Origin of the sequence: Mycobacterium sp. ITM-2016-00318, from assembly GCF_002968285.2 — a bacterium.
Classification (GTDB): domain Bacteria; phylum Actinomycetota; class Actinomycetes; order Mycobacteriales; family Mycobacteriaceae; genus Mycobacterium.
This window is the reverse complement of record NZ_CP134400.1, coordinates 2,402,627-2,426,454: the sequence shown is the minus strand read 5'-3', so window position 1 is coordinate 2,426,454 and position 23,828 is coordinate 2,402,627. Positions and strand designations below refer to the sequence as shown.

At 66.3% G+C, this 23,828-nt stretch carries 22 protein-coding genes; 10 read left to right on the top strand and 12 right to left on the bottom strand.

What is annotated here, in order from left to right; all coding sequences use genetic code 11:
- Positions 1–21: 21 nt before the first annotated feature.
- Positions 22–900, bottom strand: a complete 879-nt coding sequence (locus tag C6A82_RS11870; protein ID WP_105346912.1) for an acyl-CoA thioesterase II — start codon at positions 898–900, stop codon at positions 22–24.
- 48 nt (positions 901–948) lie between these two features.
- Here C6A82_RS11870 and C6A82_RS11865 point away from each other — a divergent pair, with 48 nt between their 5' ends.
- From C6A82_RS11865 to C6A82_RS11850, 4 genes are all read left to right on the top strand, one after another.
- Positions 949–1,584: a TetR/AcrR family transcriptional regulator gene (locus C6A82_RS11865; RefSeq protein WP_105346911.1), complete on the top strand. Its 636-nt coding sequence runs from the start codon at positions 949–951 to the stop codon at positions 1,582–1,584.
- Between the two features lie 99 nt (positions 1,585–1,683).
- Complete coding sequence (locus C6A82_RS11860; protein WP_105346910.1) at positions 1,684–2,910, top strand: amidohydrolase family protein; 1,227 nt, start codon at positions 1,684–1,686, stop codon at positions 2,908–2,910.
- Positions 2,907–4,040: an acyl-CoA dehydrogenase family protein gene (locus C6A82_RS11855; protein ID WP_105346909.1), complete on the top strand. Its 1,134-nt coding sequence runs from the start codon at positions 2,907–2,909 to the stop codon at positions 4,038–4,040. Before C6A82_RS11860 ends, C6A82_RS11855 begins: the two co-directional genes overlap by 4 nt.
- Before the next feature lie 31 nt (positions 4,041–4,071).
- On the top strand, positions 4,072–5,325 hold the full coding sequence (locus C6A82_RS11850; protein ID WP_105346908.1) for an acyl-CoA dehydrogenase family protein: 1,254 nt from the start codon (positions 4,072–4,074) through the stop codon (positions 5,323–5,325).
- A 3-nt stretch (positions 5,326–5,328) separates the two neighbouring features.
- Here the strand turns inward: C6A82_RS11850 and C6A82_RS11845 are convergent, their stop codons facing one another.
- A complete protein-coding gene (locus tag C6A82_RS11845) occupies positions 5,329–6,345 on the bottom strand; it encodes an Rv2578c family radical SAM protein (RefSeq protein WP_105346907.1) in 1,017 nt (338 codons plus the stop codon).
- 264 nt (positions 6,346–6,609) lie between these two features.
- On the opposite strand from C6A82_RS11845, the gene C6A82_RS11840 reads away from it, so the two are divergent.
- Positions 6,610–7,350, top strand: a complete 741-nt coding sequence (locus C6A82_RS11840) for a hypothetical protein (RefSeq protein ID WP_105346922.1) — start codon at positions 6,610–6,612, stop codon at positions 7,348–7,350.
- A gap of 4 nt (positions 7,351–7,354) precedes the next feature.
- Entirely contained in the window at positions 7,355–8,206 is an 852-nt protein-coding gene (locus C6A82_RS11835; RefSeq protein ID WP_142406001.1) for a hypothetical protein, read from the top strand.
- Here the strand turns inward: C6A82_RS11835 and C6A82_RS11830 are convergent.
- Positions 8,203–8,622, bottom strand: a complete 420-nt coding sequence (locus C6A82_RS11830) for a hypothetical protein (protein ID WP_105346905.1) — start codon at positions 8,620–8,622, stop codon at positions 8,203–8,205. The genes C6A82_RS11835 and C6A82_RS11830 overlap by 4 nt on opposite strands.
- Positions 8,623–8,725: 103 nt before the next feature.
- Here C6A82_RS11830 and C6A82_RS11825 point away from each other — a divergent pair, with 103 nt between their 5' ends.
- The gene (locus C6A82_RS11825; RefSeq protein ID WP_199193858.1) at positions 8,726–9,271 is read left to right on the top strand and encodes a hypothetical protein; all 546 of its coding nucleotides are present in this window, start codon (positions 8,726–8,728) and stop codon (positions 9,269–9,271) included.
- Here the strand turns inward: C6A82_RS11825 and hisS are convergent.
- Positions 9,268–10,560, bottom strand: a complete 1,293-nt coding sequence (hisS, locus tag C6A82_RS11820; RefSeq protein WP_105346920.1) for a histidine--tRNA ligase — start codon at positions 10,558–10,560, stop codon at positions 9,268–9,270. The two genes, C6A82_RS11825 and hisS, sit on opposite strands and share 4 nt — an antisense overlap.
- Positions 10,560–11,225 (bottom strand): MBL fold metallo-hydrolase, encoded by a 666-nt coding sequence (locus tag C6A82_RS11815; protein WP_105346904.1) that lies wholly within the window; start codon positions 11,223–11,225, stop codon positions 10,560–10,562. Before C6A82_RS11815 ends, hisS begins: the two co-directional genes overlap by 1 nt.
- A gap of 106 nt (positions 11,226–11,331) precedes the next feature.
- Between C6A82_RS11815 and C6A82_RS11810 the strand changes: the two genes are divergently transcribed.
- Together C6A82_RS11810 and C6A82_RS11805 are read left to right on the top strand one after the other, a co-directional pair.
- A complete protein-coding gene (locus tag C6A82_RS11810; protein WP_105346903.1) occupies positions 11,332–12,207 on the top strand; it encodes a peptidylprolyl isomerase in 876 nt (291 codons plus the stop codon).
- A 5-nt stretch (positions 12,208–12,212) separates the two neighbouring features.
- Entirely contained in the window at positions 12,213–13,196 is a 984-nt protein-coding gene (locus C6A82_RS11805) for a peptidylprolyl isomerase (protein WP_233217033.1), read from the top strand.
- 14 nt (positions 13,197–13,210) lie between these two features.
- Here the strand turns inward: C6A82_RS11805 and C6A82_RS11800 are convergent, their stop codons facing one another.
- The 6 genes from C6A82_RS11800 to yajC form a co-directional block, all read right to left on the bottom strand.
- Positions 13,211–15,568 (bottom strand): bifunctional (p)ppGpp synthetase/guanosine-3',5'-bis(diphosphate) 3'-pyrophosphohydrolase, encoded by a 2,358-nt coding sequence (locus C6A82_RS11800; protein WP_105346902.1) that lies wholly within the window; start codon positions 15,566–15,568, stop codon positions 13,211–13,213.
- 36 nt (positions 15,569–15,604) lie between these two features.
- Positions 15,605–16,138, bottom strand: a complete 534-nt coding sequence (locus tag C6A82_RS11795; protein WP_105346901.1) for an adenine phosphoribosyltransferase — start codon at positions 16,136–16,138, stop codon at positions 15,605–15,607.
- Positions 16,139–16,229: 91 nt separating this feature from the next.
- Positions 16,230–17,870 carry an ABC transporter substrate-binding protein gene (locus C6A82_RS11790; protein WP_105346900.1) on the bottom strand — a complete coding sequence of 547 codons (1,641 nt, stop codon included), beginning with the start codon at positions 17,868–17,870 and terminating at the stop codon, positions 16,230–16,232.
- A 6-nt stretch (positions 17,871–17,876) separates the two neighbouring features.
- Positions 17,877–19,154 carry a protein translocase subunit SecF gene (gene secF, locus C6A82_RS11785; RefSeq protein ID WP_311101799.1) on the bottom strand — a complete coding sequence of 426 codons (1,278 nt, stop codon included), beginning with the start codon at positions 19,152–19,154 and terminating at the stop codon, positions 17,877–17,879.
- A gap of 4 nt (positions 19,155–19,158) precedes the next feature.
- The gene (secD, locus tag C6A82_RS11780; protein ID WP_311101798.1) at positions 19,159–20,931 is read right to left on the bottom strand and encodes a protein translocase subunit SecD; all 1,773 of its coding nucleotides are present in this window, start codon (positions 20,929–20,931) and stop codon (positions 19,159–19,161) included.
- 78 nt (positions 20,932–21,009) lie between these two features.
- Positions 21,010–21,357, bottom strand: a complete 348-nt coding sequence (gene yajC, locus C6A82_RS11775; RefSeq protein WP_105342348.1) for a preprotein translocase subunit YajC — start codon at positions 21,355–21,357, stop codon at positions 21,010–21,012.
- A 199-nt stretch (positions 21,358–21,556) separates the two neighbouring features.
- Between yajC and gabT the strand changes: the two genes are divergently transcribed.
- The gene (gene gabT / locus C6A82_RS11770) at positions 21,557–22,897 is read left to right on the top strand and encodes a 4-aminobutyrate--2-oxoglutarate transaminase (protein ID WP_105342352.1); all 1,341 of its coding nucleotides are present in this window, start codon (positions 21,557–21,559) and stop codon (positions 22,895–22,897) included.
- A 36-nt stretch (positions 22,898–22,933) separates the two neighbouring features.
- Here the strand turns inward: gabT and C6A82_RS11765 are convergent, their stop codons facing one another.
- The gene (locus tag C6A82_RS11765) at positions 22,934–23,815 is read right to left on the bottom strand and encodes an alpha/beta fold hydrolase (RefSeq protein ID WP_105342346.1); all 882 of its coding nucleotides are present in this window, start codon (positions 23,813–23,815) and stop codon (positions 22,934–22,936) included.
- Positions 23,816–23,828 lie beyond the last annotated feature (13 nt).

The following is a 23,828-nucleotide window of genomic DNA, read 5'->3' as shown; positions in this document are numbered from 1 at the left end:
GTAAAGATTGGTTTCCGACCGCTACAGCCTGGACTGCTGCTTGATCGAGGTGTCCGTGGTGCGCAGCGGACGGATCAACGCATCCTGGGTGAAGGACGCGATCAGCTCACCCTCCTCGGTGTGCACCGCACCGCGCACATAGGACATCCCCGAACCGACCTGCGTGCTTTCGTGGGTGTACAGGATCCAGCCGTCCCAGGTAACCGGCTCGTGGAAGCTGACCGATACCGTCATCGGAGCCGTCGACACCGTCAGATGCGCCTGGCTGGTGCCGATGCCCGCGTGTGCCCGCATGGTCGTCGAGATCCCCAGATGCCCGGTGAAATACGCGATCAGTGCCTTGGCCAGGTCGTCGCGATCGGGAATCGGGTCGTAGTGCAGCCACGCGTGCAGCTCCGGCGGGCCCACCTCATCGGGGCTGTTCACGTCGACCACGTCGACCAACCGCAGCTCGCGGCCGTCCATCGGCATCTCCGCGACGTTCGCGTCCCCGGGCGCGGCGACCTGCGGGCGGGGCAGGTGATGGCGGATCACATCGCCGGTCGGCACATCGGCGAGAAGCGTCGTCGTGATGCAGCGCTTGCCGTTCTGTTTGGCCGCGATGACCGCTGTCGCCGTCGAACGACCCTCGCTGACGACGTCGATCTCGATTTCGACCGGTCCTGCGCCGACCATCACCGCACGCGCGAACACGGCATAGACCGATCGCACCGACTTCTGCGGGAAACGCTTGGCCGCTGCAACGATCATCTGCGCCAGCACCTGCGTGCCCTCGACGACCTGGCGCTCGTCCTCGCCTGCGGGGCCGGTCTCGGCGACGAAGCGGTTCTCGCCTTCGGGTTTCACGTCGAAGAGGTCGAGCAGTGCCTGCACCGTCCAGTGCGCTGAGTCAGTCGTCATGAGAGGGAACACTAACCGAGCACCAGCAGAACCGGTAACGTGATTACCATGGTGAAGTCGAGCGGACGCACCACGCAGGCCGTCGGCGTGGAAACAGAACCGCGGGAGCGCCGCTTCATGCGATCGGCGCTGGCGATCCTCGGCGAAACCGGCCGCACCGACTTCACCGTGCTCGAAGTCGTCGAGCGATCAAAGACCTCGCTGAGGTCCTTTTACCAACACTTCTCGACGAAGGACGAGCTGCTGCTCGCGCTCATCGACAAGATCATGTCCGAATCGACGCGGAAATGGCGCATGGACACGGAAGAATTGGCCCCCGTCGAAGCACTACGCATGCTGATCGACCGGATCTGCAAGCCTGCCTCCTCTACGAAGCAGGACAGGGTCAACCGCGGTCTGACGAACTACAACGACCATCTCGCCGAGGCCCTTCCGCGCGAGTACGCCAGGGTGCTCTCGCCACTGCACGAACTGATCAAGGACATCATCGCCCGCGGCATCGCCGAAGGTTCGTTTCGGGCGGGCATCGACCTCGATGCGACGGCCGCGCTGATCATGCAGACAGCGCTCGGCGCGATGCGCCTGCAACTCCTCGGCGCCGAACTGAGCGGCGTTCCCGTTGAGGGCTCTCACATATACGACTTCTGTATAGCGGCGCTTTGGCAACCTGTCGACATCGCCTGACCTGGCGAGAAGGAGCTTCTGAGGGGGGTGGTGTTTTGGCTGGTCGGCAAGTGGTAATGTCATTACCACTTCAGCCATACGAGACTTCCAGGAGGCGACGTGCCTGCTCGCCAGCTCCCCTATCCCGTGTTCGACGCCGACAATCACTTCTACGAGCCCAAAGAGGCGCTGACCAAGTTCCTTCCGGACCACCGCAAGAACGTCATCGACTACATCGAGGTCCGCGGCCGCACCAAGATCATGGTGCGCAACCAGGTCAGCGACTACATTCCAAACCCGACATTCGAGGTCGTCGCCCGGCCGGGCGCCCAGGAGGAGTACTTCCGCCACGGCAGCGGGGGCAAGAGCTTCCGCGAGGTGATGGGCAAGCCGATGAAGGCCATTCCGGCGTTCCGCGACCCCGCCGCCCGTCTAGAGGTGATGGACGGCCTCGGCCTCGACTACTCTCTGATGTTCCCGACGCTGGCCAGCCTCGTCGAGGAGCGGATGAAAGACGATCCGAAGCTCATCGCCGACGTCATCCACGCGCTCAACGAGTGGATGTATGAGACATGGCAGTTCAATTACGACGACCGGATCTTCTCGACTCCAGTTGTCAACCTCGGGATCGTCGACCGCGCCCTCGAGGAACTCGAGTGGTGTCTGGAACGTGGCGCCAAGACGGTGCTTGTCCGCCCGGCGCCGGTACCGGGGGTCGGCGGAACGCGCTCCTTCGGCCTTCCCGAGTTCGACCCGTTCTGGCAGGCATGCGTCAAGGCAGGCATTCCGGTGTCGATGCACGCCTCCGACTCGGGCTACGCCGAATACCTCAACGACTGGGAACCCGCCGACGAATACCTGCCGTTCAAGCCGACCGCATTCCGCATGGTCTCGATGGGCAAGCGACCGATCGAGGACTCCATGGCGGCGCTGGTCTGCCACGGCGCCCTGACGCGCAACCCGGACCTGCGAGTCCTGTCGATCGAGAACGGCGCCGACTGGGTGCCCTACCTGTTCAAGCAGTTCGAGGGCACGTACAAGAAGATGCCGCAGGAGTTTCCGGAGGACCCGATCCAGGCGTTCAGGCGCGGTGTCTACGTAGCACCGTTCTGGGAGGACGACTTCGCGAAGATGGCCGAACTGATCGGTGTAGACCGTGTCATCTTCGGCTCCGACTGGCCGCACCCCGAAGGTCTCGCCGAGCCGACGAAGCTGGTCGACGACCTGCAGGGCCTCGATGACGAGGGCCAGCGAAAGGTGATGGGCAAGAACATGATCGACCTGTTCAAGGTTCCCAACGAAATAGTCCACAACCCCGACGCGCCCGCGGTCGTCATCCCTGCATGACGGACGCCTCAAACCCCGAGGTCCTGCTCTTCGCCTCGACGACCCAGTCGTTCCTGGAGAAGGAGGCATCGCTGAGCCGGCTGCGTGAACTACACGCTGCAGGCACCTCCTTCGACCACGGCTGGTGGCGCCGCGCGGCCGAGCTCGGCTGGACGAGCCTGCTCGTTCCCGAAGAGCTCGGCGGCGGTTCCGTATCGGGCGACGGCGTGAAGGACCTTGCGCTGGTGGCCGAGCTGGCGGGCAAGACCGTCGCCCCCGGGCCGCTGCACTCCGTGAGCACCGTGCTCGCCGGTCTCGTCGAGGCCCCCGAAAACCACGAGGGGACAATCGAATCGCTGGTGAGCGGTGAAGCCGTCGCGTCATGGGCGGTGTACGAGCCGGGCAGGTCGTGGTCCCCGATGAATCCCGGCGTGACCGCAATGCCGACCGACTCCGGATTCCGCATCGACGGTGTGAAGGACCGGGTCGAGGCGGGTGCGGACAGCGCTGTGCTTCTCGTCGTCGCGAACTGCGAAGGAGCTGTGCGGCAGTTTGTTGTGTCGACAGACGCACGTGGCGTCCAAATCGAACCGCAGAAATCGGTCGACCTCGTGAAGTCCTATGCGCGTGTCCATTTCGACGGCGTCGAAGTCGAGGCATCGGCGGCCGTCGGTACTGAAGAGCAGACGGCGGACCTGATCGCCCGGCAGAGCCAGATAGCCCAAATCCTCCAGTGCGCCGAGGTCGTCGGCATTCTCGACGCCGTCTTGAAATTCACCATCCAGTGGGGCTTCGACCGGCACTCGTTCGGCCGTCCGCTCGGCTCGTATCAGGCGCTCAAGCACCGCTACGCCGATCTGAAGATCTGGTTCGAAGCCTGCAAGGCGGCGACCAATGCGGCCGTCGCGGAGGTCGCGAGCCGCTCCCCCGAAGCGGACATGGCCGTCAGCGTCGCCAAATCGTATGTGGGCGAACATGCCCCGGGAATGCTGCAGCACTGCATCCAGTTGCACGGCGGCATCGGTGTGACATGGGAACACGATCTGCATCTGTACCTGCGCAGGGTCATGCTCGACCGATCGCTGTTCGGTACACCCGACGAACACAACCTGCGCGTGTACGCCATCACCGAAGCCCGGGAGTCCGCCTGATGACCGACGAGCGCTTGCGTGAGGAGACGATGTGACCGAGACGACGTCGGCCCCGGCCACCACGGAGTCCGTCGCCGAGTTCTCGGCGCGGGCCAGTGCCTGGTTGGCGGAGAACATGCCGCGCATCGATCCCGCCAACCCGCCAGAAGCGGATCGCGGGGAGGAAGCGCCATGGCAGCGTGCCCGCGAACTGCAGAGGATGCTCTACGACGGCGGTTTCGCCGGAATCTGCTTTCCGCGCGAGTACGGCGGGCTCGGGCTGTCCATCGAGTACCAGCGGGCGTTCGACGACGTATCGCGAAGCTACGAGCTGCCCATCATCCTCAACACCCCGACGTTCACGATCTGTGCGGCGACGATTCTCGACACCGCGAGCGAAGAGCAGAAGAAGCAACACATCTCCGCCGCCCTGCGGGGCGAGGAGGTACTTGTTCAGCTGCTGTCGGAGCCCAGCGGCGGGTCGGATCTGGCCGGTGTGATCACCCGCGCCGACCGGCAGGGTGACAAGTGGGTGATCAACGGCGCAAAGACATGGAGCACAAGCGCTTTCGCCGCCGACTACGGCTTGATGCTCGCGAGAACCAACTGGGATGCGCCCAAGCACGAGGGCCTGACGATGTTCATGGTTCCGATCGACAGCCCCGGCATCACGCTGCGCAGGATCAAACAGGTCAACGGTTCCGTCGAGTTCTGCGAGGAGTTCTTCGACAACCTCGAACTCGGCGACGACGCCGTCGTCGGCGAGGTCAACGAGGGCTGGCACGTGGCGTCCCGGCAGCTGTACCACGAGCGGCGCGCTGTCGGCGGCGGCTCGGAGTTCGCCAGCGGCATCGGCGCAGAGGGCAAGACCGACGTGCCGATCGACTGGGTCGCACTTCTCGAAGCCACCGGCCAGTCAGACAGCGAGCGCGCGCGCGAACGTGCCGGCCGGGCGATCGTGCACAAGGCCGTGCAGGAATGCCTCATCGACCACGTCTATCACGGTGTGCTCGACGGTTCCCTGCCGCCGGCGGCGGGATCGATCATCCGGATCACCCACGCCGAAACGCACCAGGTCGGCTTCGACACCGCGGTCGAACTCACCGGCAGCTTCGGCGTCGTCGAAGGCAACGAGGGCATGCTCCGCTTCGGCGAGCGCTATCTGTCCCGGCAGACGGCTGCGCTGGGCGGCGGCACCACCGAGATCGCCCGCAACATCATCGGCGAGCGCGTTCTCGGCTTCCCCCGCGAGGCTGCCGCCGATCGCGGCGTGCCCTTCAGAGAGGTCAAGCGCAACAAGGCTTGATCACTAGAACAGGGTGGGTTGAGCCACCTCTGCCGTCAAGGCCTGCGGCGCCTCCGCCGCGCGGAACGATCTGCGGTCGGGGGCAAGCCCGTGCTTGTGCAACAGCGGATTCGCCCTGTTGCGCAACATGTCCCGATACTCGACGGGCAGGTATGCGCCCCGCCGGTACAGATTGCGATACTCGGAGACCAACTCGGGGTACGCCCGCGCCAGCCACGACATGAACCAACCTCTCGTTGAACCCCGTAGGTGTAGACCGAACACCGTCGCGCTGCGTGCTCCCGCTTCGGCGATCTGGCCCAGCAGACCGTCGAGGTGCTCGACGGAATCGGTGAGCTTGGGCAGCACCGGTGCGACCATGACATGGCATTCGAGACCGGCATCGCGGATCGCTGCGATCAGGTCGAGTCGCGCCCGCGGCGACGGCGTCCCCGGTTCGACTTCCTTGTGCAGCACCGGGTCTCCCACAGCGAGCGAGACCGCGACACTGACGTCGACGCGTTGAGCGGCTTCTGCGATGAGCGGAAGGTCGCGACGCAGCAGCGTGCCCTTGGTGAGGATGGAGAACGGTGTGCCGGAGTCGGCAAGCGCCCCGATGATTCCCGGCATCAGGGCGTAGCGACCTTCCGCGCGTTGGTAGGGATCGGTGTTCGTGCCGAGTGCGACGGTCTCGCGCCGCCAAGACTTGCGGGTCAACTCGCGACGCAGTACCTCGGCGACGTTGGTTTTCACCACGACTTGCGTGTCGAAATCGGCGCCGCAGTCCATCTCGAGGTATTCGTGCGTTGGCCGCGCGAAACAGTACCGGCAGGCGTGCGAGCAGCCACGGTAGCCGTTGACGGTGTACTTGAAAGGAAGCATCGACGCGTTCGGCACCTTGTTGAGTGCGGACTTGCAGAGCACTTCGTGAAACGTGATGCCGTCGAACTGGGGTGTCCGCACGCTTCGCACGAAACCGATTCGTTGTAGGCCCGGCAATGCGCCGTCGTCGACGCTGACGCCTTGGCCATCCCACCGCATCTATCGATGCGAACTCACGTTCGAGTAGATGTCAAGCACCGGCGACCGAAATCGCGCCGCGCCCTGAGCGGCGACCGCGGTTAACCCGGTGACCTGGTATCTCATCGCCATAACTTTCGCCAAAGCATATTTATTCTGGTTTTTTTATTCTATCCATTAGCCCTATCTAGGTTTGCTTGTTACATTGCTAGATCTGCATATCTCTGCGCTTTATCGAGAAGAATAAGACCTGATACGGCCGGTTCTGACCTGATGGGAGGCGCGATGAGGGTCCTCGAACTGCCTCGGGAGTTCGCCGGCGACGACGTCGACGGCGCGCTCATGAGCTGGTGGGATCCGGACGCCGAGTGCACCGTCGCCATCGCCAGGCCCGCCGACAACGAGGGCCTGTGGCAGGAGTACCTGTACTGCGCCGAGCGCTCCTACCGCAGGCACGGGATCGAAGCGGCCATCGACATCGACGCGATACGCGACTCTGGCGACACCGCCCTCTTCTGGACGCTGCTCGACAGCGCGGGGACGGTGGTCGGCGGCATCCGTGCCATCGGGCCCCTGACCTCACCCGACCAGACCCATGCCGTCGTCGAGTGGGCGGACCACCCCAGCCTGCCGTCGGTCCGCAAGATGATCTCGGACCGCCTTCCGTTCGGCGTCGTCGAGATGAAGTCGGCGTGGGTGACAGACGACGCCGACCGCGGCCGCGGACTCACCGCGTCGCTGGCCCGGACCGGATGCCACGTGCTCGCGGTGACGGGGGTCCAGTTCTGCATGGCGACCGGCGCGCAACACGTGCTGGCGCGCTGGCGGTCCTCCGGCGGAGTCGTCGCTCCGATACGCTCCACTCCCTATCCCGATGAGCGTTTCCGTACCAAGTTGATGTGGTGGGACCGGCAGACCGTCGCCAACCACGCCGCAGCCAGTCAAACCGCCAAGATCATCGCCGAGATGGCGGCCATCCGTAACCGTCTAGATAATGCGAGCCGCCATGCGCCAGTCGGAGGTTGAAGCCATGATCACCGAGACCCAGTGGGGCCTCGAGGTCGACGTCGTCTGCATCGGAGCCGAGGCTGGAGTGCTCGCTGCCGGTCTCGTCGCTGCGAACGCAGGTTTCGACGTGTACCTCGGCACCTCGGAATCACCACAGAGCGGCGGAGACCTGGCCGCACCCGTGAGCTACCGGGGTGGCGACGGTCAGACGACACGGCACCTGGCCGGCTTCGACTACGCCTTCACCGGCGGGGGCCCCGCGCACGGCTTCTGGCCGGCACGCGCAGTCGAAGACGTCGTGCCGCCGCCGCGGTCGAACCGCCGTGCAGTCATCGAACCGTTCTTCGGCGCTGCACTCGAACAGTGGGCGCAGCGATGTGCCGCAGCAGCGCACGGCGTCGTCTACGACCGGGTGACCAGACGCCAGATGACCGAGATGCGTAGCGGCACCCGCGGCGAAAAGGTCGAAGCGGCGATCGTGGGTTCGGTCGAGTTGAGCCCCGGCCTGCCTCCTCTGTCGCTGAGCAGGTGGCTGAGAGCCCACGCTGCGGAGGCCGATCTGTTGCCCGACACCGAGGTGCGCTTGGTCAAGCTGATCTTCGAGGACGACGCCATCGCCGGCGCACTGATCGACACACGCGACGGCGTACTTGCGGTGCGCGCCAGGGAGAACCTCATCATCGGTGTCGGTGATCCCGTACGCGAACGCGCCTACCCACTCGTCAGCGCCACCGATCCGGTGACGGTGAACGTCTGCCTCGTCAGCAAGGCGGCGAGCCGGTTCGGGGAACTCGAGATCCTCACCGCGACGGGCGACGACAATCGCGTGCTGTTCGTCGACGCGCCGGAAACGGAACTACAGCTGACCGGTTAGTTCCAGTTGCCGAGCTGGCAGCGCGCCGTGTACGGACCGTCGGCCTGCACGACGACCTGACCGTCGACCTGGATTTCGCAATGCGGATTCGGTTGAGCGCTGGCGCGGTGGAAGCCGATGCTTGCGTCGATGGTCGCCCACTGCGGATCCTGCAGGGTGACGGTGAACTCCCACGGCGTCGGCACCGCTTCCTTCTTCAGGAAGGCGTAGGGGTCCGCGTTGAGTGCGTCCATGCTCGCCGGCGCCGCCGTCAGGTAGTTGACCTGGAAGCTCGCGCCGGTTGCCGACGACAGGATGTACTTGACTTCATGACCGGTCGGCTCAGCGCCGGCAGTTCCACTGCCGCTCGCAAGAGAAGCAGCTGAGAGCATGAGCGCCGCACCGACCCTGAATGTCGCTGTTCGCATGTTCGTCATATCTACCGAAGCTACCGGACTGTTACACGAGTAAACGATCGCAAGCGCGCGAAGGCCCCGGATCGCGCCGTTGGACTGCTGCCCCGATGGCAGACTGCCTGCCATGAGCGCGCCACCAGAGCCTGTGGTCCTCGCCGACACCGGTGGCCTGCTGGTCACCGATGACGGTCGACGGGTCCTCGTCATCGACCGTCGTACGAGCGGGCTGACCACATTCGCGTTCGTGCTCGGGGTGATCACGCTCGTCGTAGGCGGCTTCGGCGTGGTCGCCCTCACCGCAGGCACACCGTCGCGTGCCACCGGTGCGATCTTTCTGCTCGTCGGGCTGTTGTTCGCCGTCCTGACATTCCTGGTCGTGAGAAGGATCCGTCTGCGTCGCAACCAGCCGCTGAACCAGTGTCGCCCGGTCGCGGTGATCGACCGCAAGCTCGGACTGTTCACCTACCGCGGCGGCGCGCTGGTGCAGTTGGACCAGGTCCGGTTCGCGCGCAAATTCCAGATCGGCTCCAGTTCACCCAAACTGGTGGCCGAAACACCGGGCGGAACACTTGTCCTGAAGCGCGGCAACCCTTTCGATGGCGGGATCGGAAACGTCGACGAGATCCTCACCGCCACGGCGCACGATCACGCCCAGCGCCAGTCGAACTAGCCCCGGCCGAGGCGCGACAGGACATCGGGCAGCACGGCGTCGGTTGCGACGTCCACCTGCTCCCCCGTCGACAGATCCTTGACACCGATGGTGCCCGCCTCGATGTCGCGGTCTCCCGCCACCAGTGCAAGCGAAGCGCCGGACCGGTCGGCGGCGCGCATGGCGCCCTTCATACCGCGATCACCGTAGGCGAGGTCGACGCGCACACCTGCAGCCCGCAGCCGTGCCGCGAGCACCGCAAGTTGTGTCTTGGCCTGCTCGCCGAGCGGCACGCCGAACACCTCGACCCTGGCCCCTTCGCCGATGGTCCTGCCCTCGGCTTTCAACGCCAGCAGCGCGCGGTCGACGCCGAGACCGAACCCGATGCCCGACAAGTCTTTACCGCCGAGCTGTGCCATCAGCCCGTCATAGCGGCCGCCGCCGCCGATGCCCGACTGCGCGCCGAGGCCGTCGTGGACGAACTCGAACGTGGTCTTCGTGTAGTAGTCCAGTCCGCGCACCATCCGCGGGTTGATGACATACGGCACTCCGATCGCATCGAGGTGGGCGAGCACGCTGTCGAAATGCTGTTTGGCCGTATCGGAGAGGTGATCCAGCATCACCGGCGCGTCGGCTGTCATCTCCTTGATGTGAGGCCGCTTGTCGTCGAGCACCCGCAGCGGGTTGATCTCCGCCCGTCGGCGCGTCTCGTCATCGAGGTCGAGGTTGAACAGGTAATCCTGCAACAGTTCCCGGTATTGCGGCCGAGAGGTGTCGTCGCCCAGCGAGGTGATCTCCAGTCGGAAGCCGTCGAGCCCGAGCGACCGGAAACCGGCGTCGGCGACCGCGATCACCTCGGCGTCGAGCATGGGGTCGTCAACTCCGACCGCCTCCACTCCGACCTGTTGCAGCTGCCGGTAGCGGCCCGCCTGTGGACGCTCGTACCGAAAGAACGGTCCCGAGTAGCACAGCTTCACCGGCAGCGGGCCGCGGTCGAGGCCGTGTTCGATCACGGCGCGGATCACGCCTGCGGTGCCCTCGGGCCGCAGCGTCACCGAGCGGTCGCCGCGGTCGGCGAAGGTGTACATCTCCTTGCTGACCACATCGGTGGACTCGCCCACCCCGCGCGCGAACAGTCCGGTGTCCTCGAAGATCGGCAATTCGATATCGGCGTAGCCCGCGCGGCGCGCAGCCGTCAGCAGGCCATCGCGCACCGCCACGAACTGGCCGGAGTCGGGCGGCAGGTAATCGGGCACCCCTTTGGGCGCCTGGAATTGAGAACTCCCGCGGACGTGAGGAGCAGAAGACATCACAAAGTCAGACCTTCGAGGAAGGGGTTGGCGCGGCGTTCGAATCCGATGGTGGACTTCTCGCCGTGCCCAGGTAATACCACGGTGTCGTCGTCGAGCACCAGCAGTTTCGTCACGATCGAGTTAAGTAGGTCGCGGCCGCTGCCGCCGGGAAGGTCGGTGCGGCCCACCGACTGACGGAACAGTGTGTCGCCGGTGAACGCGAGTTCGGCATTGTCCCCGTCGACCCGGAACACCACCGAACCGCGCGTGTGCCCCGGCGTGTGGTCCACCGTGACGACCGTGTCGCCGAGGTCGATCTTGTCGCCGTCGCGGTCGAGTTCGATCACCTGTTTCGGCTCGCGGAACAACGCGCCGAACGCGATCTGGCCCAGTCGCGGACCGAACCCCTTGATCGGGTCGGACAGCATGAATCGGTCGCCGGGATGAATGTAGGCGGGGCAGCCGTAGGTGTCGGCGACCTTCTGCGCCGACCACATGTGGTCGATGTGTCCGTGCGTCAACAGCACCGCGGCCGGGGTGAGCCGGTTCTCGTCCAGAATGCGGCGCAGCGGACCCATCGCGCGTTGGCCCGGATCGACGACGATGGCGTCCGCCCCTGCCCGTTGCGCCAGCACATAGCAGTTGCACGCCAACATGCCTGCCGGGAATCCGGTGATCAACACGGAGTCATTTTCCCATCCCTGGCGGTTGGCAGGCCTCTTGGCCTGTGCTCAGCCGCGGCTGGCACACTCGTTGCGGATCGACGACCAAACGAGGAGGACCACGGCGGTGCCGACCAACGAACAGCGGCGGGCGACAGCGAAGCGCAAACTCGAGCGACAACTGGAACGACGGGCCGCCCAGGCGCGTCGGCGGCGGCTGTACATGATCATCGCCGCCGCCGTGGCCGTAGTCGCCGTGGTTGCAGGCGTCGCGGCCTTCTTCTTCACCCGCAGCGACTCCGACAGCACCACGACGGCGGGAACCACGCCGCCGTCGTCGACGCCGACGGAACCGGCACCCGCGGCCGAAGGCAAGCTCCCCGCGTTCAAGCCGCCCGCCGACCTCGGCGCCGACTGCCAGTACCCGGCCGCGGAGGCCGCCAGCAAGCCGAACAAGCCGCCGCGTACCGGCAAGGTGCCGACCGATCCCGCGCAGGTCAGCGCCAGCATGTCGACCAACCAGGGCAACATCGGGATCCAGCTCGACAACGCCAAGGCGCCGTGCACCGTCAACAGCTTCGCCAGCCTGGCCCAGCAGAACTACTTCAATGACACTCCGTGTCACCGGCTGACGACCAGCCCCGGCCTTTCAGTCCTGCAGTGCGGTGATCCGACCGGTTCGGGCAGCGGGGGCCCCGGCTACGAGTTCGCCAACGAGTACCCCACCAATCAGTTCCAGCCCGACGATCCGCAGCTGCAGGCTCCGGTGACCTATCCGCGCGGCACGCTGGCGATGGCCAACGCCGGGCCCGGCACCAACGGCAGCCAGTTCTTCCTGGTCTACAAGGACTCGATGCTGCCGCCGGGCTACACGGCGTTCGGCAAGATCGACGACACCGGCCTTGCGACGCTGGACAAGATCGCGGCGGCCGGGGTCGAAGGCGGCGGACAGGACGGCAAGCCGGCCACCCCGGTTCAGGTGAAATCCATCGGGCTGGACTGACGCCGGTGACGACGCCGCCGCCGTACGGGGCGTATCCCCCGCCCCCGTACGACCCGTACGGCTACCCGCGGCCGCGGCCGACCAACGGAATGGCGATCGCGTCGCTGATCTGCGCGTTCGTCTTCGCTCCGCTGGGCATCATCTTCGGCCACGTCTCGCTGTCGCAGATCAAGCGCACCGGCGAGGAGGGGCACGGCCTCGCAATCGCCGGCCTGATCATCAGCTACCTGATCACGATCGGGACGATCGTCGTGCTGGCCGCCGCAGTGCTGTTCACGATCGCCGTCGCACGTCACCTCGACGACGAATCGCGCTACTCCCCCGGCGTCACCGCCGCACCGTCGGCGCCTGACAGCGGGTTGCCGGAATTCGATCCGCCACCGAATCTCGGCGCCAACTGCGCCTACCCGACGACCACCGAGCGAGCCAGCAAGCCCAACAAACCGCCGCGGTCCGGCCGCGTCCCGACCGACCCCGACGAGGTCAGCGCGAGCATGTCCACCAACCGCGGCGACATCGGCATCCAGCTCGACAACGACAAGGCCCCCTGCACCGTCAACAGCTTCGCCAGCCTTGCCCAACAGGGTTACTTCGACGACACCGACTGCCACCGGCTCACCACCAGCCCGCAGCTCGGCGTGCTGCAGTGCGGTGACCCGTCGGGCACCGGAACGGGCGGCCCCGGCTACCGGTTCGGCAACGAGTACCCGACGAATCAGTACCGGCTGTCCGACCCGGCGCTGAAGACACCGGTGATGTATCCGCGGGGCACGTTGGCGATGGCCAACAAGGGCTCGGGCACCAACGGCAGCCAGTTCTTCCTCGTCTACGCCGACTCCATGATGCCGCCGACCTACACCGCATTCGGCACGATCGACTCCACCGGGCTGGCCACGCTCGACACGATCGCTGCCGCGGGCGTCGACGGTGCGGGCGACGACGGCAAGCCCGCGATGGCTGTGACGATCGATTCGCTCCGGCTGGACTGAACCAGGTCGGAAGGTCAGGCGGCGCTCGTGACGCGGTACACGTCGTAGACGCCTTCCACGTTGCGCACCACGTTGAGCACGTGACCGAGATGCTTGGGGTCACCCATCTCGAAGGTGAAGCGGCTGATGGCAACCCTGTCGTTGGACGTCGTCACCGACGCCGACAGGATATTGACCTTCTCATCGGCCAGCACCCGTGTGACATCCGACAGCAGCCGGTGCCGGTCCAGCGCCTCGACCTGGATCGCGACCAGGAACACCGACGACGGCGACGGCGCCCACTTGACGTCGATGATCCGTTCGGCCTGCTGTTGCAGCGAACCCGCGTTCGTGCAGTCGGTCCGGTGCACGCTGACCCCGCCGCCTCGGGTGACGAAGCCCATGATGTTGTCCCCCGGCACCGGGGTGCAGCATTTGGCCAGCTTCGTCAACACCCCCGGGGCGCCCGGCACGGCCACGCCGACGTCGTCGGTGGTGCGCTGGCGCACCGGCATGGTCGCCGGGGTCGAGCGCTCCGCCAGCTCGTCGGCGGCCTCGTCGTCGCCGCCGAGTTGGGCCACCAGCCGCTGCACCACGTGTCTCGCCGACACATGGCCTTCGCCGACCGCGGTGTAGAGCGCCGAGACGTCGGCATAGCGCAGCTCACGGGCGAGCGCCGCCATCGATTCCGCATTCATCAAGCGCTGCAAGGGAAGTCCGCCACGGCGCACCTCGCGGGCGATGGCGTCCTTGCCGGATTCCAGCGCCTCCTCGCGGCGCTCCTTGGCGAACCACTGCCGAATCTTCGCCTTGGCGCGCGGCGACACCACGAACTGCTGCCAGTCCCGCGACGGGCCCGCGTTGAGCGCCTTCGACGTGAAGACCTCGACGACTTCACCGTTTTCCAGCCTGCGTTCCAACGCGACAAGGCGGCCGTTGACGCGGGCACCGATGCAGCGGTGGCCGACCTCGGTGTGCACGGCGTAGGCGAAGTCGACCGGCGTCGACCCGGTCGGCAGTGTGAACACATCGCCCTTGGGGCTGAACACGAAGATCTCCTGCACCGCGAGGTCGTAGCGCAGCGACTCGAGGAATTCGCCGGGGTCGGCCGCCTCTCGCTGCCAGTCGAGGAGTTGGCGCATCCAGGCCATCTCGTCGATCTCGGCGGCTGTGGTTCCCGCGGGCACCCCGTTGCGGCCCTTGGCCTCCTTGTACCGCCAGTGTGCGGCGATGCCGTACTCGGCGGTGTTGTGCATCTCGTTCGTGCGGATCTGCACCTCGAGCGGCTTGCCCTCCGGCCCGACGACGGTGGTGTGCAGGGACTGGTACACGCCGTAGCGGGGCTGAGCGATGTAGTCCTTGAACCGACCGGCCATCGGCTGCCACAGCGAGTGCACCACGCCGACCGCGGCGTAGCAGTCGCGGATCTCGTCGCACTGGATCCTGATGCCGACGAGGTCGTGGATGTCGTCGAAGTCGCGGCCCTTGACGATCATCTTCTGGTAGATCGACCAGTAGTGCTTCGGCCGGCCCTCAACGATCGCGGTGATCTTCGACTTCGCAAGCGTGGCATTGATTTCCGAGCGCACCTTGGCGAGGTAGGTATCGCGCGATGGCGCCCTGTCAGCCACCAGGCGGACGATCTCGTCGTACTTCTTCGGGTGCAGGATGGCGAACGCCAGATCCTCCAGCTCCCACTTCACGGTCGCCATGCCCAGCCGATGGGCAAGCGGCGCAATGACTTCCAGTGTCTCGCGCGCCTTGCGCGCCTGCTTCTCCGGCGGCAGGAACCGCATCGTGCGCATGTTGTGCAGGCGGTCGGCCACCTTGATCACCAGCACTCGCGGGTCGCGGGCCATCGCGATGATCATCTTGCGGATCGTCTCGCCCTCGGCCGCGGTGCCGAGCACCACGCGATCCAGCTTGGTGACGCCGTCGACCAGATGGCCCACCTCGTCGCCGAATTCGGCGGTCAACGCCTCCAGCGTGTAGCCGGTGTCCTCCACGGTGTCGTGCAGAAGGGCGGCGACCAGTGTCGTGGTGTCCATGCCGAGTTCGGCGAGGATGTTCGCCACCGCCAACGGGTGCGTGATGTACGGATCGCCGGAGCGGCGCAACTGGTCGGCGTGCCGCTGCTCGGCAACGTCGTAGGCCCGTTGAAGAAGCGACAGGTCGGCTTTGGGGAAGAACTCGCGGTGAACCGCGACCAGCGGTTCGAGTACCGGGTTCACGGCGCTGCGCTGAGCCGTCATCCTGCGCGCGAGGCGGGCCCGCACGCGGCGCGATGTGGAGGTCTTGGCGATGTCCGGCGCGGGCATCGGCGCGGTCTCGGGCCCGGCGTCGTCAAGAGGCGGTGACTGCACGGCCTGTCCCGTGCCCTGCTCGTCAGCCATGCTCACCTCCTCACGCCCGACTTCGAGGATATCGCTTCAGACCGTGTGCAAGCTGCTGACGGGCAATGGTTGGAGCAGGTCGCGGCCCTTGAGGGCCGCCAGTTCCAGCACGACAGCGGCACTGATGACGTTTGCACCCGCCGCGGAAAGCAGCCGCGTGGAAGCCGCGAGCGTGCCACCGGTGGCCAGAACGTCATCGATCACGACGATGTTGCGGCCGGCCAGATCGATGCCGTCGGCCGGCACCTCGAGCGTGGCCGTACCGTATTCGAGCTGGTAGGTCTCGCTGTGCACCGGTGGCGGCAGCTTGCCGGCCTTGCGCACCGCGAGCACCCCGATGCCGAGTTCGTTGGCCACCGCGCCACCGACCAGGAAGCCTCTGGCGTCTATCCCTGCGACCAGCTCGGCGCCCTCGGCGAGCTCGGCGAGCGCCTTGGTGACGACCGCGAGCCCATGGGGATCGGCGAGCACGGGCGTCAGATCCTTGAACTGGATGCCCGGCTCCGGGAAGTCGGCGACCTCACGCGTCAGCGCTTCGATGACGTCGGCGACTTCATTGCCGGTGCTCATGCCTCGGCTCCCACTCGTCCCCTGCCCTGCGGGCGTGGGCCCACCGGTCCTCGCTTCGCTGCGATCCTCACTCGTGCTCGCCTTCGGGGGCTCACTGCTCCAGCACCCACCTGTCCATGTTCCATCCGGCGCCCCAGCGCGTCGGATTACTGCTCACCGCATACATCTTCTTCGACGTGATCAGCGAACGCTGCTGTCGATACAGGGGCAGCGTCGGCACGTCAGCCCACAGGATCGGGCCCGCGTCGCCGAGCTGGCGGGCCACCTCCTTGGGATCGGCGGTCACCGCGAGGATGTCGATGATGCCGTCGATGCGCGGGTTCGTATAGCCCGACAGGTTGTTGCCGTTGCCGGTGTGCAGGTCATAGGCGTCCATCGCCGACGAGCCGGTCGACCCGCTGCCGGTGGCTCCGCCCGTACTGGCCAACAACACGTCGATTTCGTTGTTGCGCAATGTCAGCGGGCCGGCGGTCTCGGAACCGACATCCCGGACGGCGATGCCTGCGGGCGCGCACGATTTCGCGATCGCTCCGACCGTCGCCGCCAGCCGGGCATTCGGCGTCTGGTATCCGATCCGTACCGCCAGCGGCCGATTGCCCAGCGCCTCGCGTGCGGCGTCGGGGTTCGAGGCGACGAACTGTTCGGCCCCGATGGCTTCGCCGCTGCCGACCGCTTCCTCGGTGACGGGATTGAGCCTGGTGTTGGCGATCGGCACCTCGGCGTTGCGGGCGATCACGTCGCGCGGTGTGCACAGCGCGAGCGCGCGCCGGGCCTGCGGCGCGGCCAGCGGGCCCTGTGCGGCGAAGATCAACTGCTCGATGCCCGCCGACGGGCTATTGGCCTGGGTGTAGTCCTCGGGCATGTTGAGCACACCCGACGAGCCTGCTGCGACGTCGACGACGTCGACGGTGCCGTTGTCGAGCCGGTCCTGGACGTCTGCGCCGCGCGGGGTGACGATGATCTTGGTGGTCAACGGCCTGGCGCCCCACCATTTGTCGTTGCCGACGAGCACGACGGCACCGTCGTCGCCGACCGAGTCCAGCTTGTACGGGCCCGACGAGGGGAACCGCTTCACGTCGAGGTCCGGCGTGAGGTTCCAGGTGGTGTTCCACGCCGCAGCGATGCGGCCGATGGTCGGACCGTCGTTGTTGTTGATCGCAGTTATGACGTCGATCCCGAGTTCGTCGGCAAGGACGTGCGCGGGCATCAAGGAGGTGGCGGCGAACAGCTGCCCGAAATCGACAAGAGAGCGGTCGGGGTTGAAGGACACCCTGGCCCGTTTCTGCCCCGGTGCGCAGTCGACGGCGACGATATCGCGGTAGCCGGCCTGGTTGGCCGCCTCGAACCCGGGGAAGCGGCCGGACTGCGAAGCCCACGCGAGGACGAGGTCGTCGCACGTGATGGGCTTACCGTCGGAGTACACCGCCTTGTCGCTGATCACGTAGTCGAGCACCAGCGGTGCGCGGCCGACCACCGCGATGGTGCCGAAGTCGTGATCGCCGACGATCTGGCCGTCGGGGCCGTGGTAGTTGAACCCGGTGAGTACCCGCGCGAATGCCTGGGGTCCAGCCGATGCCGCACCGGCGACGGTGTTGGTGTTGTAGGTCGTCAGCGTGCCGTCGACCGCGTAGGTGATCTCGTCGGCGGTGCTTTCCGTACAGCCCGACAAGCCGACAGCGGACGCGAACGCGACTGTCACCGCGGCGGCGATCCCCCGCAGGCGGGCCGTCATGTCGAACTACTTCCGCCGGGTGTTGCGCTTACCCGCGGGCCGTCCGGTCCTGCTCGAGGTCGGCCGGACCGGTCGCGCACCGGGGGCAGGCTTCTCGGCGACCGAAGGCTTGCTCGCCGCCGGTGAGGCGGCCGCGACCGTCTCCTTGTCCGCGTCGTCGTCGGCCACGGCGTCGGTGGCGATGTCTTCGACCACCGCGCGGGACTTCTCGCCCGTCGGCTTGCGACGGTTGAGCACCCGGCGTGTGTGGGTGCGCACCAGCTCGGTGCGTTCACGCAAGGTGACGAGCAGCGGGGTGGCGAAGAAGATCGACGAGTACGTACCGACGATGACACCGACGAGCTGGACCAGCGCAAGGTCTTTCAGGGTGCCGACACCCAGCAGCCACACCGCGACGACCATCAGCGACAGGATCGGCAGCACCGAGATGAGGCTGGTGTTGATCGACCGCATGAACGTCTGGTTGATCGCCAGGTTGGCCTGCTCGGCGAACGTTCGGCGCGTCGTGTGCTGGAAGCCGTGCGTGTTCTCCTCCACCTTGTCGAAGACGATCACGGTGTCATACAGCGAGAAGCCAAGGATGGTCAGCAGGCCGATGACAGTCGCAGGGGTGACCTCGAAGCCGATCAACGAGTACACACCCGCGGTGACGACGAGATCGAAAACCAGTGTCGCCATCGCCGCTATCGCCATGTACCGCTCATAGCGGATGGCGATGTAGACGGAGGCCAGCGCCAGGAAGACGGCAAGTGCGAGCAGCGCCTTGTCGGTGATCTGACCACCCCAGGTCTCAGACACCGCGGAGTCGCTGATCACCTGCTTGCTCGGCTGGCCGTCGAGGCCCTTCGGCTGGAACGCGTCGAATAGCGCGGTACGGAGTTGTTCGGTCTCCTGGTTCGTCAGCGTTTCCGACCGAATCTGGACCGTCGCAGATGGGCCGCTGCCGACCACCACCACCGAATCCGTGTCCTTGCCCAGCGCCTGGCTGAACACCGCTTCGACCCGCTCGGTGGTGACGCCCGCTGCAGGCATCGACACCTTGGTGCCACCTTCGAAGTCGATGCCGAAGGTGAAGCCTCGCACCACCATGCTCGCGAGGCAGACCGCGACGATCAGACCGCTGATCACGTACCAGAGCTTGCGGCGGCCGATGACGTCGAAGGCACCCGTGCCGGTGTAGAGCCTGACGAAGAACCCGTGCCGCGGGGCGTCGGTCGACGCGCTTTCCAGATCCGGCGCCTCGACGGCGTTCGATTCGGTCACGTCGGATGTGCGCTTGGCCATCGAACTACCCCCGTCCCGTGTGTGCGGAAACCCGGCGTTCGCGCGCGATCTGCTGCACTGCGCCGAGGCCGTTGAACGCCGGCTTGGCCAACGTCGTCGACTTCGACGCCAGGTAGACCAGCGGCCACGTCACCAGGAAGACGACGACGACGTCGAGGATCGTGGTCAGTCCGAGGGTGAACGCGAAGCCCTTCACCTGGCCGACGGCCAGAATGTACAGCACGACCGCGGCAAGAAATGTCACCGCGTTGCCGGAAATGATCGTCTTGCGTGCACGCACCCAACCGCGCGGGACCGCTGACCGGAACGAACGACCCTCGCGGATCTCGTCTTTGATGCGTTCGAAGAACACCACGAACGAGTCTGCCGTCATGCCGATACCGATGATAAGGCCGGCGATACCGGCCAGATCGAGCGTGTAGTCGATATACCTACCGAGCAACACGAGTATCGCGAATACCATTGCGCCGGAAGCGATCAACGACAGTGCCGTCAGCACTCCGAGCACCCGGTAGTACAGCAGCGAGTAGAGCAGCACGAGCGCCAACCCGATGGCGCCGGCGATGAGACCCGCCCGCAACGACGTCAATCCCAACGTGGCCGAAACCGTTTCGGCCTCCGAGGATTCGAACGACAACGGCAGCGAGCCGTACTTCAGCACGTTGGCCAGTTCCTTGGCCCGTTCGGCGTTGAACTGCCCGGTGATCTGGGTGTTGCCGCCGGGGATCGCTTCTTCGATCTGCGGGGCGCTGACCACCTGGGAGTCGAGCGTGAACGCGGTCTGCGTGCCGACATGCGATGCGGTGAAGTCCGCCCAGGTGCTTGCGGCATCCGGCTTGAACTCCACCTGCACGATGTACTCGCCGCGCTGGGTGTCCATGCCCGAACTGGCATCCTTGATCTGCTCGCCGCTGATGATCGACTTGTCCAGCAGGTAGACCTGCGAGTGGTCCGTCGAACAGGTCACGAGCGGCAGGTTGGGATCGTCGTTGCCCGCGAGCACGTCCTCGTCGTTACAGCGGGTGGCCTGGAACTGCAGCGCCAGGATTTGGATCTGCTGTTCTGCGCTCTGGCGCAGGGCCTTCTCGTCGGCGATGCGCTGTGCGAGATCCTTCTCTGCCGGCTTGGGCGCGGGTCCCGGCGGCGCCGGGCTTGGCGGCGGAGCTTCGGGGTAGGGCCGCGGTTGGGGCTCAGGCGGGGACTCTGGGGCTCCGGGGGCGACACCTCCTTCCGCGGGCGCAGGCGGCGCCTCAGGTGCTGGCAGCTGGCCCACCGGTGCTCCCGGCTGGCCCACCGGTGCTCGCGGCTGGCCCGCGGGAGGGGCGCCCGGCTGCTGGCCTGCGGGCGGGGCGCCCTGCGGGGGGCCCGCCTGCGCGCCCGGTTGCTGTGGCTGCTGGGCGGCGATCGTGTGGATCACGGGGCGGATGTAGAGCCGCGCCGTCTGACCCAGGTTGCGGGCCTCGCTGCTGTCGTTGCCCGGCACGGTGATCACCAGGTTGTCGCCGTCGATCACCACCTCCGATCCCGATACGCCGAGACCGTTGACGCGCGACGCGATGATCTGCTGCGCCTGGTTCAGCGCATCCTGGGAAGGCCGGGAACCGTCAGGTGTGCGGGCGGTCAGCGTGACCCTGGTGCCACCCTGCAGGTCGATGCCGAGCTTCGGCTCCGCCTTTTTGTCACCGGTCAGGAAGACCAGGAGATACACGCCGACCAGCAGCGCGAGGAAGAGTGCCAGGTAGCGCGCAGGGTGCACCGGCGCAGAAGGCGATGCCACGTTTCTTTGGTCTCCTCGAGGTTCAGGTCGTCAGCACCGCAAAGGGTACGTGCCGGAGCTGAGTCCCCGACTGTCAGCTCAGTTCAGTCGGTTGTGGTCGGTGCTGTCGGTGATCTCCGTGGCCGTCGATTCGGGCTCGTCGACATCGTCGTTGTCGTCGAACTCGTCGTCCTCGGTGATGCGATCCCGCACGGCGAGCTTCATCCAGGTGGTCACCACACCCGGCGCGATCTCGAGCTCGACGGTGTCGTCGGTGATGGCCCTGATCTCGGCTTGGAGCCCAGAGGTGGTGTGCACGCGGTCGCCCACCTTCAGCGAGTTGTGCAGATCGATGGTCGCCTGCATCGCCTTCTTCTGGCGTCGCGAAGCGAAGAACATGAACGCGCCCAAGATGATGAGCAGAGGTAATAAGGCGACCAGATCCATGACAGCAACTGCTTTCGTGTCGTTCGTGCGAGGACGGCCCCGGCCGAACCAACCTCGATCCTGGGAGCCTTCTAGGTGACCAGTGTGCCATTGCGGCAGCTGGTGTCCGAGCGCCCCCGTGCGCACCGTGAAAATGCTGCGGAATCCGTCGCATCGATCGGGTCTGACGGGCGATCTCGCACGACTAGGCTCGAACTCCGTGAGCACCGTCGAGCAGAGCCGCTATCTGGCCACCAGCATTCCCGGTCCGCGCTCGAAGGAGCTGATCGACCGGAAGACCGCCGCCGTGTCGCGGGGCATCGGCAACACCATGCCGGTGTACACCGCCCGCGCGGGCGGCGGCATCGTCGAGGACGTCGACGGCAACCGTCTCATCGACCTCGGGTCCGGCATCGCGGTGACGACGATCGGCAACGCCTCGCCGCGCGTCGTCGAGGCGGTGCGCGACCAAGTCGCCGACTTCACCCACACCTGCTTCATGATCACGCCGTACGAGGAGTACGTCGCCGTCGCAGAGGCGCTCAACAGGCTCACACCCGGCGATCACGAGAAACGCTCGGCGCTGTTCAACTCGGGCTCCGAAGCCGTGGAGAACGCCATCAAGATCGCCAGGACGTACACCCGCAAGCAGGCCGTGGTGTCGTTCGATCACGCCTATCACGGCCGCACCAACCTGACGATGGCGCTCACCGCGAAGTCGATGCCCTACAAACACGGCTTCGGTCCATTCGCGCCGGAGATCTATCGCGCACCCCTTTCGTACCCGTACCGGGACGCGGAGTTCGGCAAGGAGATGGCCACCGACGGCGAGGTCGCCGCGCGCCGCGCCATCAACGTCATCGAGAAACAGGTCGGCGCCGACAATCTCGCCGCTGTCATCATCGAGCCGATCCAGGGCGAAGGCGGGTTCATCGTGCCCGCCGAAGGCTTCCTGCCCGCACTGCTGGACTGGTGCAAGCGCAACGGCGTGGTGTTCATCGCCGACGAGGTGCAGACCGGGTTCGCCCGCACCGGCGCGATGTTCGCCTGTGAGCACGAGGGCATCGTTCCCGACCTCATCGCCACCGCCAAGGGCATCGCCGACGGTCTTCCGCTCTCCGCGGTGACAGGCCGCGCCGAGATCATGGACGCGCCTCACGTCAGCGGGCTCGGCGGCACCTACGGCGGCAACCCGGTGGCGTGCGCGGCCGCGCTGGCCACCATCGAGACGATCGAGGCCGACGGAATGGTGGCGCGGGCCGCGGAGATCGAGCAGGCCATGAAGGACCGCCTGCATCGCATGCAGGCCGAGGACGACCGCATCGGTGACGTTCGCGGCCGTGGCGCGATGATCGCGATGGAACTCGTGAAGGCGGGCACGACCGAACCCGACGGCGAACTCACCACGAAGCTGGCCATCGGATGTCATACCGCAGGCGTGATCGTGCTGACCTGCGGCACCTACGGCAACGTGCTTCGTTTCCTGCCGCCGCTGGCCATCTCCGACGACCTCCTCATGGAGGGTCTCGATGTGCTGGCCCTCGTGCTCGCCGACCTCTAGCGGCTCACTTTCCATCGCGAGCAGACGCAAAAGTCCCTAATTTCGAGGGTTTTTGGGTACTTTTGCGTTCCCCAACTTGCGTGTGGGCCCAGCTCGCGGGGAAACGGAACCCCAGAACTCGGTGACCAGACGCAGAATCCGGTCGCGGTCGATCAGCAGCGGTGAGACGTGGCCGGTGCCCGCGACCTCCTCGACACGGACGTCGGGGATCGCCGCGCACGTGCGGCGGGCCTCGTCGGGGCGCCATCCGGTCACGTCGTCACGGACCGACATGATGAGGCTCGGCACCTTGACATCGCCGAGCAGATCCTCGATGCCGGTGCGCAGCAGCATCATCGAACGCATCGCGTGATACATCCCGCTGCGATCGGCGTCCCGAAATGACGCCACTACCGCGGCTGCTTGATCGGGCTGTGCGGCAAGGGCGGCGCCACCGACCAGCGAGTCGAAGAGCAGCTTGACGACCAGACCGTTCGGACCGACGAGCCGGTACATCGCGACGAGCGGCCACGCCTTGGTGAGCTTCTCTCCCAGCGTGAAGCCCTGAATCGGGGTGCCGATCGTCGTCAGCGTCCGCAGCCGCTGTCCTGTCGCCAGCCGGATGCCGACGTGGCCGCCCCAGGCGTTGCCGACCCAGTCCACCGGCTCGGCCAGCCCCAGTCGGTCCAGCGCCTGCTCAGCGGAGGCCACAACCGCTTCGAAGGAGAAATCCCGTGGCACGGAATCACTTCTGCCATGTGCGGGCCCGTCGATTACGTACACCGTGCGGTGCGTGGCCAACTCCCCGATCAGCGCGCCCCAGGAGCGCGAGTCGACGAAAAGGCTGTGCCACAACACCGCAGGCGGCCCATCGCCGGCTTTGCGGACGTGCAGCCGGCCGAGATCGGTGCTGACGAAATCCGTGTCGGACATGATCATGGCGATCTCCCAT